Origin of the sequence: Autumnicola musiva (assembly GCF_031846585.1) — a bacterium.
Lineage (GTDB): Bacteria > Bacteroidota > Bacteroidia > Flavobacteriales > Flavobacteriaceae > Autumnicola > Autumnicola musiva.
Window position 1 is genome coordinate 333570 of sequence record NZ_JAVRHK010000001.1, and the last position, 12409, is coordinate 345978.

Here is a 12409-nt window from a genome sequence, read left to right on the forward strand (position 1 = left end):
CTACTGTTTTTTAATAAACAATTTTGTGGTAATATCATCAAACTCCACCTGGGTGCCTTCTTCAACCACATCTGCAAATTCGAGACTTGCAGTTAAAGTTTCATTTTTTATATAATTTATGTTTTCATTCACGGCATCCTCGACCATGCCGTCTTTCTGTAGGGTCACCTCTATAGTATCGGTTACTTCAAATCCCGAATCTTTCCGGATATTTTGAATACGGTTTACCAGTTCTCTCGCAACTCCTTCTTTCTTCAATTCCGGGGAAATACTCACATCCAGTGCAACAGTAATATTACCGCTGCTGGCCACCAGCCAGCCTTCAATATCCTGTGAAGTAATTTCCACCTCATCGGCCGCCAAAGTAATCATTTTTTCATTAACCTCTACCTCAATGCTCCCCTGCTGCTCTATTTGCACAATATCTTCGGAAGAAAACTCATTTATTTTATTGACAACCAGCTTCATATCTTTTCCAAATCGTGGACCAAGAACTCTAAAATTAGGCTTTACCTGCTTCACCAATATTCCTGAAGCATCGTCTATAAGTTCAATTTGCTTCACATTCACCTCGCTCTTTATAAGCTCCTGAACAGCAAGAATTTCTTCTCCCTGTTCTTCATTAAGTACCGGAATCATTATGCGCTGCAGGGGCTGGCGTACTTTAATCATCTCCTTTTTCCGAAGGGAAAGCACCAGGGAAGAAATGCGCTGGGCTTTCTCCATTTTGCCTTCCAGCTTTTTATCCACAAATTTATCTTCAAATTTGGGGAATTCAGCTATATGAACAGATTCAATTTTCTCTTTCCCGGTTGCTTTATTTAAATCCCTGTAAAGGCGCTCCATGTAAAATGGAGCCACAGGAGCTCCCAATTTCGCCACTGTTTCCAGGCAGGTGTACAAGGTTTGATAAGCAGAAATTTTATCCTGCTCATAATCACCCTTCCAGAACCTTCTCCTGCTTAAGCGCACAAACCAGTTACTCAGGTTTTCCTGAACAAATTCTGAAATTGCCCGTGTAGCCTTTGTGGGCTCATAATCGGCATAAAATTTATCAACTTTTTCAATCAACGTATGCAATTCTGAAAGGATCCAGCGGTCAATTTCCGGACGCTCTTCCAGGACAATATCCTCTTCAGCATATGTGAAATTATCAATATTGGCATAAAGAGTGAAAAACGAATACGTGTTGTAAAGGGTTCCGAAGAATTTACGCTGCACTTCCCCAATACCTTCAATGTCAAATTTTAGGTTATCCCATGGATTGGCATTTGAAATCATGTACCACCGGGTTGCATCGGGCCCAAAAGCGGCAAGCGTTTCAAAAGGATCTACGGCATTGCCAAGACGTTTAGACATTTTTTGGCCATTCTTGTCCAGAACAAGCCCGTTAGAAACCACATTTTTATAAGCCACATCATTAAAAACCAGAGTGGCAATGGCGTGCATTGTATAGAACCATCCTCTTGTCTGGTCCACCCCCTCAGCAATAAAATCTGCCTGGCGCCAGGTGCCTTCTACTTTTTCCTTATTCTCAAAAGGATAATGCCACTGCGCGTAAGGCATAGAACCGGAATCAAACCACACATCAATAAGATCGGCTTCACGTTTCATTGCCTTTCCACTTTCAGTTACCAGAACAATTTCATCAACAACATTTTTGTGAAGGTCTACTTTCTCGTAGTTTTCATCACTCATGTTGCCAGGTTCAAAACCTTCAAAAATATCTTTATCCATCACCCCTGCTTCAACAGCTTTGGTGATTTCTTCTTTTAACTCTGCAATGGAACCTATAATTTTTTCTTCTTTTCCGTCCTCAGTCCTCCAGATAGGAAGTGGGATGCCCCAATATCTGCTTCGGGAAAGGTTCCAGTCATTAGCATTGGCAAGCCAGTTTCCAAAACGTCCTTCCCCGGTAGCTTTAGGTTTCCAGTTAATGCCAAGGTTTAACTCATGCATCCTGTCTTTTACATCGGTTACCTTTATAAACCATGAATCCAGCGGATAATAAAGAATTGGCCTGTCGGTTCTCCAGCAATTGGGATAACTGTGAACGTACTTTTCTACTTTAAACGCCCGGTTTTCTTCCTTTAGTTTAATGGCAATTTCAACATCTACAGATTTTTCCGGTGCCTGCCCATCCTCATAATATTCATTCTTAACATATTTCCCGGCGAACTCTCCAAGCTCTTTTCTGAATTTTCCCTGCAAATCCACCAGCGGAACAAGATTATCATTCTCGTCTTTTACCAGCAACGGCGGCACCTCTGGAGTAGCCTGCTTTGCCACAAGGGCATCATCTGCACCAAAAGTAGGTGAAGTATGCACTATTCCCGTACCATCTTCAGTAGTAACAAAATCTCCTGAAATTACGCGAAAGGCATTTTCAGGATTGTTGTACGGCTGGGCATAGGGCATTAATTGCTCATATTTAATCCCTACCAAATCTTTTCCGGGATAACTCTTGCCAATAAAATAAGGAATTTTGTCTCCCTCTTTAAAACCTTGCAGATCTTCTTCGCTTTCAACTTTTACAAACTTTTTATCGAACTGTTTTTCAGCAAGATCTTTTGCAACCACGATGGTGATTGGCTTAAATGTGTATTGATTATATGTTTTTATACTAACGTATTCAATTTTTGGCCCAACGGTGAGTGCCGTATTGGAAGGCAACGTCCACGGGGTGGTGGTCCAGGCAATAAAATACAAAGCATCTGCCTCATCTTTTAGTGCTTCCGGTAAAGAATCTTTCTTTGCCTTAAACATGGCCGTTACCGTGGTATCGGTAACATCCTGATAAGTTCCCGGCTGGTTAAGCTCATGGGAACTTAAACCGGTTCCCGCTTTTGGAGAATATGGCTGAATGGTATAGCCTTTATAGATAAGCCCTTTTTTATAAATTTCGGAAAGCAGCCACCAAACAGTTTCCATATATTTGGACTTATAGGTAATATACGGGTCTCCCATATCTACCCAGTAGCCCATTTTTTCGGTCAGGTCATTCCAGATACCTGTATAACGCATTACTGCGTTCTTACAGGCATGATTATATTCTTCAACGCTTATTTTATTCCCAATATCCTCTTTGGTAATATTAAGTTCTTTTTCTACACCAAGTTCTATTGGTAAACCGTGCGTATCCCAACCGGCCTTACGTTTAACCTGAAATCCTTTTTGGGTTTTATAACGGCAAAAAATATCCTTAATCGAACGGGCCATCACGTGGTGAATTCCGGGCAGGCCGTTTGCTGAAGGCGGACCTTCAAAAAACACAAATTGCTCTGCACCTTCCCGCGAGCTAACGCTTTCTTCAAAAATCTTATTCTCCTTCCACCAGGCTAAGGTTTCCTCTGCAACTTTTGGTAAGTCAAGTCCTTTATATTCAGGGAACTTATTGCTCATTTTGTCGAAATTTCTAATGATGTGCAAAATTAATCAATTTTGACAAAAGAGAAGTCTTAAGAAAAAGAAAATAAGCTTTTGCGGTAGACTTAATACTGAAGTAATACCGGAAATATTAATTTAAAACTGAAAATTGTTTATTGCTGAATTTCTTTAAAACCTGTTACTAAAGCTTCAGCTTAAAAACTATAATTCAGCGCAATTATAAAATTTCTTCCCGCTGCTGAAATTCCCGAAGAATAGGTCCTGTAAAGTTGATTGGTGATGTTTTCCAAAGCTGCCGTAGCATTCCAGTGGTTGTTTAATTTGTATTGTGCAGCTAAATTAAGCGTGTACCAGGCTGGGGAATAAGGATTCCCATTCTCATCTACTGCATAAAGATAAGGTTTATCCTGCTCTGAAGGTGCGAGATCCTCAAATTCGAACTCGCCATTATACTCACCGTAAATATCGAGTTTAAGTTTGCCTTTATTCCAGATAAAATGAGTATTTCCGAAGACCGGCGATGCATGCCGCAAAGGCAAATAATCATCTCCTTCCTTTTCTTCCCCTTCCATTATGCTTAGTTGAGAAGTCATTCTTAAAGCAACTGAAAAATCAATCTGCATTCCACCTTCAAACCCATACACATATGCGCTGGCAGCGTTCTGGATAGCCTGCACCCTGCTGGGTTCCCCCTGGTAATCTATTATGGTTTCTCCGTTAAGATCAAAGTCCCGGCGCACCATGGCATTGTCTAAAAATGTATAATATCCCGCGACCTGAAATTCTATATTTTCGGCAGGAGACCATTCCAGTCCCAGTTCTCCGCTATAAGCATATTCCGAATCCAGGTTGGGGTTTGGCACCACCACAGAACCAGGTGCCGAATCAAAAATTTTACCAATATCATCTACGTTAGGCGCCCTGAAAGCGGTAGAAAGATTAACCCGCCACCTCAAATAATCGTTCTGTTTCCAGTTAATCCCGGCACTTCCGGTTAATGCTCCTGTACTAATATTTGCTTCTTCAAACGGGAAATCATAGAACCGGTCATCAAATTCAGCATCAAGCAAAATATGGTTATACCGCAGTCCGGACTGGAAAGATAAATCATCATTTACTTCCCATTGATAACTGCCATACGCGGCCAGCGACTGCCAGGAAGAACCGTCAGGATATCGTGAGGCTGTAGGATTAGCTTCTCCTGAAATAATATTTGTACTCTCCCCTTCAGAATCTACATTATTCAGCACATATTCAAATCCGTAGAATAGTTTACTTTCAGCAAAACCTTTTTCAAAATCGAGATTCAGGGAATAGGCACCTACATTTTCTTCCGTGGTAAATAAGGTTTCCCCGCCAAAATCACGATCGTTTCGGCTTTCTGCAAAATATTGATAGGCAGCGGTAAATTGGGCTTTATCGTAAAATTCCCCGTTTCCTCTTTTATTAATTTTGAAGTCACCAAGGAACCAGGTTTGCGGGCCGTAATACCATTCTGCAGCGCGCAACACCCCATCTCTTTTACGATACAACCTGTCATACCGAGGATAATCTGAAGTAGTAGAAAAAATAAGCCCAATATTAAAATCCCAGTCGCCACCGGGCATATATTTTATTTTTTCAAGCAGATTAATTTGCTCGTAGCCGGTAGGTTTCTGCACTCTCGGATTTTCATTTTCCACCTGAATATCTTCCCCGTTTCGGCGCACGGCATAATCTTCCCGAAGATATTCCCCGGGACCGTGTTTTCCCATTTTTAAGTCATCAAAATCAGAATAAGTTACTGAGGTTTGGGAAGCAAGTTTACTCCCACCAATATTTACATCGGCATGAACGGTCTTTTCTTCATTAGCCGTAGCATACCTCGCATAAGCGTTTCCGGAAATATTAGTCTCTTCTGAGAATGAGAAACCGGGTTCAAGGGTATAAAAATTCATCACCCCGCCAATAGCGTCACTGCCATAAACCACCGATCCGGGACCTATAAGCACCTCAGCCCTTTCCACCGCCAGCGGGTCTACGGAAATCACATTTTGAAGATTTCCGCTTCTGAAAATAGCTGTATTCATTCTAATACCATCTACCGTAATTAAAAGTCGGTTAGTTGCAAATCCTCTTATCATAGGACTTCCACCACCCAGCTGACTCTTCTGTACATAAACCTGACCGGTGTTTTGAAGCAAATCGGCAGAAGTTTGAGGGGTGTAAAGTTTAATATCTTCAGGAGTAACACTTACAATCTTCTGCGGAATATTTTCCCTGTTCATTTCAAATTTAGACACCGAAAGCACCACCTGTTCCAGTTGATTTTCATTAGGTTCCAGGAAAACAATATTATTATTCCTGAGAATTCCTGCCTTTCTTATTCTTTTTTCATCATGAGAAAGATGTTTAAAAATAAGAAGCTCGTTCTCTTCAAATCCTGAAAGATCTGCAAATCCATTTAGATTAGTAAGTAGCGTTTTTGTACTTTCAGCATTGTAGATGTTAACATTAGGCAGCGGCTCATGAGAATCTTCATCCAGCACCTGAATTTGCTGGGCATTTATTGAAAAGAAACTTACAAAAAAGGCAAGTAGAAAGTAGTGCTTTTGCATTAGCTAAATATTTCGTTGAGCACAGCAAGGGATTTGGGCTTCCTAAAGCCTTCAATATGCAATTCATAATAGAAAATAAGCATATTCAAAAAACTATTCCGGCTGTTTTGATTAAGTTTTAAATTGCTGGAGTCGTTAAAGCCAAGGTCCAGGAACTGCCGTAAAATTATAAGATTTTCACCTTCTATGCAGTATTGATTGGTTTTAATTTCCTGAAAAACTCCATCCAGTAAATTAAAATATGGCAAATTGGTTTGGGAATCATCGGGATGAAAACCCAGGTAGCGGCTAAGCTTCAGCAGAAAAAGCAGGTGGAAATTAGCTATGGAGTTGTGAAGATCAAGCCAGTTTAAGCTGATTTTAAGGTACTGGTACAAATGAGGATTTGCTTCCTCCTCTTTTATAGCATTTTTTAAAACTTCAGCTAAAAACATGACCATGGAAGTCTTGATAAAATTGGTGTGCAGGCTTTGGTAAGTATGTAAAACCTTAGCTTCTTTTAAATATTCCAGCGTGCCTTTATCTTTATGGCTGGCTACTATTTCCAGCTGAGTTAAAAGCTGAAAAAGGGAGGCCTTAAATTTGCCTTTTTTCGATTTCAACACTCCGCGAAGCATGTATGTTCTCACTCCGCTTTCCAGGGTATAAGCTTTAACAATAAGATCGGCTTCCCCGTATTTTAAGGCGCTTATAACTATTGCTTCAGTATTTACCAGCATTCCGGAGAAAATTTGAACATCAAAGATATTAAAAAAGCCGCCCGGAAAGGAGCGGCTTCAAATATGTTATAAGTTGAATAATTTATACAACGCCCTGGGCAAGCATAGCATCGGCAACTTTTACGAAACCGGCAATATTTGCTCCCTTCACATAATCTACATATCCATCTTTATCTGTTCCATATTCCACACATTTCGCGTGGATATTATTCATGATTTCATGAAGCTTTTTATCCACTTCTTCTGAAGTCCATGCATAACGCAGGGAGTTTTGCGACATCTCCAAGCCTGAAGTGGCCACACCACCGGCATTGGAAGCTTTACCCGGAGAGAAAAGGATTTTAGCACTGTGGAACACCTCGACAGCCTCGGGAGTACACGGCATATTTGCCCCTTCTCCCACACACATGCATCCATTTTCAACCAGCTTCCTGGCATCATCTTCCAACAATTCGTTTTGAGTGGCACAAGGCAGAGCAATATTACATTTTACACTCCAGGGAGTTTCTCCTTCATGATATCTGGCATTAGGATATTCCTCTACATATTCACTTATTCTGCCACGTTTCTCATTTTTAAGATTCATGATAAAATTAAGTTTCTCCTGGTTAATTCCTTCTTCATCATAAATATAACCTCCGGAATCGGACATGGTAAGTACCTTTGCCCCTAGCTGAATAGCTTTTTCTGCAGCAAATTGCGCCACATTTCCTGCCCCGGAAATTACTATGGTTTTATCTTCAATCTTCTCTCCTTTTCTGGAAAGCATATTTTGCGCAAAATATACGTTACCGTAACCTGTTGCTTCAGGACGAATTAAAGATCCTCCGTAAGAAATACCTTTTCCGGTAAGGATTCCGGTAAATTCATTTTGTAACCTTTTGTACTGCCCGAAAAGATATCCTATCTCACGGCCACCCACACCAATATCACCGGCAGGAACATCGGTATCTGCACCTATATGCTTAGCCAGCTCTGTCATAAAACTCTGGCAAAAACGCATTACTTCATTATCAGATTTTCCTTTAGGATCAAAATCAGATCCACCTTTACCCCCACCCATAGGAAGTGTGGTAAGAGAGTTTTTAAATACCTGCTCAAAGGCAAGGAATTTCAGGATACTAAGATTTACTGTTGGATGAAAACGCAAACCACCTTTGTATGGGCCAATTGCTGAATTCATCTGGATTCTAAACCCGCGATTTACCTGAATATTGCCTTCGTCATCCAGCCATGGCACTCTAAACATAATCATACGCTCAGGTTCCACCATACGCTCAAGCAGCATCATATTCTGATATTTCTTATTTTCCTCTATAAACGGAATTATAGTTTCTGCAACTTCATGAACGGCCTGCATGAATTCAGGTTCATTTTGATTTCTTTTTGATACCTTATCTAAGAACTCTTTTACATTTTGTTCCATATTGTGTGGTGCTAATAAGTTTATTAAAAAAATTGCTGTTATGCAGTGCAAATATAGGGGTTCTCTAAAAGATAGCCGATAATATTTATTTTTTGATATAATATTAACGCCCGATATGTTATGAACTTTTTTCAGGTGGAAAATTATTTGAAGTTGATCTTAAACTTCTTTTTATATATTTGCGACTATCTCATAACCAGTCTACATGCCCCGAACTGTGTTTTTTTTATTTATTTTCACTATACTTTCTGGCGGAAATACTTATGCTCAATTCGGGCTTTCTCATGAGATTGGAGTACTCGCCGGCCCTGCTTCCTTTTATACAGATTACGGGGAACGATGGAACTTAAACACCAATGTTAATAATTCCGGCCTGGGAGTGGGCCTGGTGCATTACCTGAATTTTGCGTTTAATGCAGAGTGCAGCTGTTATACCAGAAACAGGTTCTTTAATAAGCATTTTCGTATTCGTAATGAAATTGATTACTTCAGGACTAACCTAGAACACCGTGGCCCTGTTGCTTCAAAAAACACCATTGGCGGACAACTTTTAAGAGCCATGCATGGTTTTACTGAGACTATAGAAATAGGTACACATCTGGAATACCATTTTTTGAACATTAGAGATTTTACCAATTTTGGTTATCTCTTTTCGCCCTATGTAAGTCTTGGGGTTCATTTTGTAAATTTTAGCCCTTTCGCTTATTCTGATCTTGGACCGCTGGAAGACCCTTCAAATGTTTTTCCAACGTTTGTGGACGGGATAGATCTTGAATCTAAAAGCACTTTTGCAGTTGTTGGCAGTATGGGAGCACGTTATAAAATTCATCGTAGTGGAGACATAATGATTGAAAGCAGGTGGCATTACTATAACAGTGACTGGATTGACGGCTTAAATATTGATGCACCGCAGAATAAAGCTAATGACTGGATCTTCTGGATAAATGTAGGCTACATTTATTATCTTAACTTTTAGAATCCCAATGCCGAGGAATCTAAAATTTTTCCTCCGGCTGCCAGGATTTGCTTCTTTGTATTTTCAAATTCGGCTTTATCTAAAGCCCTGGTAGCATTTTCAACTAATATTGCTGAAAAACCTTCCTCTAATGCATCTTTAATTGAAAAAAATACGCAGATTTCAGCTGCAAGTCCGCCGAAGTAAATTTCCTTCACTCCTTTTTCTTTCAGATAGCCTGAAAGTCCGGTAGATTTTAGGTGAGCATTATCATAGAAGCCACTATAACTATCAATGTCGGTATTTGTTCCTTTTCTGAAGATAGCTTCAATTTTTGATGTCTTGAGATCCTTATGAAATGCCGCTCCCTCTGTATTTTGTACGCAATGCGCCGGCCAAAGAACCTGCTCAATATCATTTAGGCCTATCTTTTCAAATTCCTGCTTTCCCGGGTGACTTACAGCAAAACTGGCATGTCCTTTAGGATGCCAGTCTTGTGTGGCAATAACCAGATCAAATTTTCCCTGAATATCATTAATTACAGGCACCACTTTATCTCCTTCAGGAACAGCCAAAGCTCCACCCGGCATAAAATCATTTTGAACATCTATAATCAATAATGCTTTCATAATTTACTCTTATTCTCTTTGATTAATCTGTCCCTATCTTCTTTTAACCGCTCGCTCAGTCCCACCTTATAGATATGGGGATTATTGAACCGTTTATATTCTATTGGCAGCTCTGCCAGCCTTGACAAACTATAAGCAGTTATCTCTTTTAGGGAGCGGGATTTTAGCAGGCTTTTACCATTTTCCATTACTTTTTCCAGCAAAGGCTCCTGCTCATATTCTTCAATATGAAGAGATTTATAAGGTTCAAAAGGATGAAACATCTCTTTCACATCGGTTTCTTCAACAAGGGCCACAACATCGGCACCAATACATTTTCCCTCCTTATTTTTTATTCTGAAGACCTGTTTTTTATGCGGAAGTGTTATCTTCGACAGGCTTTCAGAAATCTTGATACGGGGCTTACCGGCAGAATAAACCAGCTTATACACTCCATCCAATGCTGCATCAGGATTTCCTGTAACAAGATTAGTACCTACTCCAAAAATGTCTATTGGGGCCTGCTGCTCCAAAAGGCTTTTTATCACATGCTCATCAAGCTGATTGGAGGCCGCGATTTTTACATAATCAAGCCCTGCCTCATTAAGCAGTTTTCTGCTTTCCTTTGCCAGATAGGCCAAATCCCCGCTATCTAACCGAATTGCAAGAAGCTTTTGCCCCCTCTGCTCCATTTCCTTCGCTACTTTAATAGCATTGGGAATTCCGCTTTTAAGGGTATTATAAGTATCCACAAGAAGCACACAATTTTCCGGCCGCCCTTCAGCAAAATCCCTAAATGCCTGCAGTTCATCATCATAACTCTGTACGAATGAATGTGCCATGGTCCCGGAAGCAGAAATATTAAGGTCTCTTGCAGCAATCACATTGCTGGTACCATCAAAACCACCGGTAATTGCAGCCCTGGTTGCATAATACCCGCCCGGGCCCTGCGATCTTCTAAGGCCAAAATCCAGGAGTGTGGCATCCCCGGCTACCAACCTCATCCTACTTGCTTTTGTTGCTATGAGAGTTTGAAAATTAAGAAGGTTTAGAAGAATGGTCTCTATAAGCTGTGCTTCAATAATGTTCGCCTCTACCTGTAATACAGGACGTGTAGGAAATACAATATCACCTTCTTTAGCAGAAATTATATTTCCGGAAAAGCTAAAAGTCTCCAAATAGGCAAGAAAATCCTCCTCAAAACCCCTGTTTCTCAAATACTCAATTTCAGACTTATTAAACCTGAAATTTTCAATTATTTGAAGCAAATCTTCCAGACCGGAAAAAACGGCATAGCCCCCTTCAAAAGGAATTTTTCTAAAAAAATATTCGAAGACAGCCTGATGATCGTGATGGCCTTTTTTAAAATAAACCTGCGCCATGGCCAACTGGTACTGGTCTGTATAAGTTGCAGTAAAATTAAACATATTAAATTTTGTCTTGGTGGTGAACTTATTGAAGTTCTTCAAGCTTATTCTGGTAAATTTCCAGATCTGCCTGTGTGAACAAGACAAATTTAATCTTTTCCACATGCTTTAACTGTGGAATTTGTTTTAAAATAGTTTTCACCGCCACCTCTGCTGCCGCTTCCATGGGATAACCGAAGACCCCGGTAGAAATAGCCGGAAATGCAATAGATTTTATGTTTTTCTCCTCCGCAAGCTGAAGAGCATTTATGTAACATTTTTCCAGTAATTCTTCATAATTTTTCCTTCTTTCATAGACCGGGCCCAGGCAATGGATAACATACTCATTCGGTAATTTATAACCACTGGTAATAACCGCTTCCCCCGGACGTATAGGAGCAAACTGCTGACATTCCTTGTACAACTCTGTCCCGGCCGCATGGTGAATAGCTCCTGCAACACCACCACCGGTGGTGAGCTCTGCATTTGCCGCGTTAACAATAGCCTGAACATCGGCTTGCTGGGTAATTCCACCTTTTACGGCTTCAATGTGGACATTACTAGGAGTGACTTGCATATCAAATAAATTTTTTATGAATCTAATATTTTTTCCTATTATAAAAAATGAAAATCTCATATTCCGCGTAGAATATCACGATAATCTTCTAATAAAACATAAAACCCACTGTTATTGAGCACATAGCAGAATTAAAAAAGAACTATAAAAAGATGCAATTTTTTATAGCTAAATTTAGCAGGGATCTAAAAATTCCTTTATATTTGCATCCGCAAAAAAGAATTGCAACATTCCTCCTTAGCTCAGTTGGTTAGAGCATCTGACTGTTAATCAGAGGGTCCTTGGTTCGAGCCCAAGAGGAGGAGCAAAAAGCAACAGAAAGCTTTTTTAAAAATTCTGGACATACTGAAATTCCTCCTTAGCTCAGTTGGTTAGAGCATTTGACTGTTAATCAAAGGGTCCTTGGTTCGAGCCCAAGAGGGGGAGCCTGATAAATGCCATTCTCTTAGGATGGCATTTTTTTATGAAATTATTCCTGGGATAGAACGTGTCCCGAGTAAGTGAACAAAGCCGAAGAAATCTCGAGAGAAGGAGCAATGAATTAGCCTTATAAAGGCAAATATCTCCGGCTTTTAATTTGAAATGATGTAGTAATATTTTAAACAACTGTTGCTCTTAAACTAATAATGGCATTTTCATATAAATAATCTGGCGCTATAATTATAGTTTAAAACTATCCAGATTTGCTAATTCTTTTATAAATCTATTTTTCAAGAGTAATTATTGCGAATAAT

General features: G+C 39.9%; 8 protein-coding genes and 2 tRNA genes. 3 read left to right on the forward strand and 7 right to left on the reverse strand.

Annotation, left to right across the window (positions count from 1 at the left end; translation table 11 throughout):
• The 4 genes from ileS to gdhA form a co-directional block, all read right to left on the reverse strand.
• Positions 1 to 3402: an isoleucine--tRNA ligase gene (gene ileS / locus RM539_RS01455; protein WP_311501700.1), complete on the reverse strand. Its 3402-nt coding sequence runs from the start codon at positions 3400 to 3402 to the stop codon at positions 1 to 3.
• Positions 3403 to 3581: 179 nt separating this feature from the next.
• Positions 3582 to 5984 (reverse strand): TonB-dependent receptor, encoded by a 2403-nt coding sequence (locus RM539_RS01460; RefSeq protein ID WP_311501701.1) that lies wholly within the window; start codon positions 5982 to 5984, stop codon positions 3582 to 3584.
• On the reverse strand, positions 5984 to 6703 hold the full coding sequence (gene recO, locus RM539_RS01465) for a DNA repair protein RecO (protein WP_311501702.1): 720 nt from the start codon (positions 6701 to 6703) through the stop codon (positions 5984 to 5986). Before recO ends, RM539_RS01460 begins: the two co-directional genes overlap by 1 nt.
• Positions 6704 to 6785: 82 nt before the next feature.
• Positions 6786 to 8129: an NADP-specific glutamate dehydrogenase gene (gene gdhA, locus RM539_RS01470; RefSeq protein ID WP_311501703.1), complete on the reverse strand. Its 1344-nt coding sequence runs from the start codon at positions 8127 to 8129 to the stop codon at positions 6786 to 6788.
• A gap of 205 nt (positions 8130 to 8334) precedes the next feature.
• Between gdhA and RM539_RS01475 the strand changes: the two genes are divergently transcribed.
• Complete coding sequence (locus RM539_RS01475; protein WP_432264603.1) at positions 8335 to 9105, forward strand: THC0290_0291 family protein; 771 nt, start codon at positions 8335 to 8337, stop codon at positions 9103 to 9105.
• Here the strand turns inward: RM539_RS01475 and pncA are convergent.
• The 3 genes from pncA to RM539_RS01490 are packed head-to-tail and all read right to left on the reverse strand — an operon-like array spanning position 9102 to position 11675.
• The gene (pncA, locus tag RM539_RS01480) at positions 9102 to 9713 is read right to left on the reverse strand and encodes a bifunctional nicotinamidase/pyrazinamidase (RefSeq protein ID WP_311501705.1); all 612 of its coding nucleotides are present in this window, start codon (positions 9711 to 9713) and stop codon (positions 9102 to 9104) included. The two genes, RM539_RS01475 and pncA, sit on opposite strands and share 4 nt — an antisense overlap.
• Positions 9710 to 11119: a nicotinate phosphoribosyltransferase gene (locus RM539_RS01485; RefSeq protein WP_311501706.1), complete on the reverse strand. Its 1410-nt coding sequence runs from the start codon at positions 11117 to 11119 to the stop codon at positions 9710 to 9712. Before RM539_RS01485 ends, pncA begins: the two co-directional genes overlap by 4 nt.
• 25 nt (positions 11120 to 11144) lie before the next feature.
• Positions 11145 to 11675: a macro domain-containing protein gene (locus tag RM539_RS01490; protein ID WP_311501707.1), complete on the reverse strand. Its 531-nt coding sequence runs from the start codon at positions 11673 to 11675 to the stop codon at positions 11145 to 11147.
• 231 nt (positions 11676 to 11906) lie between these two features.
• Between RM539_RS01490 and RM539_RS01495 the strand changes: the two genes are divergently transcribed.
• Positions 11907 to 11980: transfer RNA gene (locus RM539_RS01495), tRNA-Asn, on the forward strand.
• A gap of 47 nt (positions 11981 to 12027) precedes the next feature.
• A tRNA-Asn gene (locus RM539_RS01500) sits at positions 12028 to 12101 on the forward strand.
• Positions 12102 to 12409 lie beyond the last annotated feature (308 nt).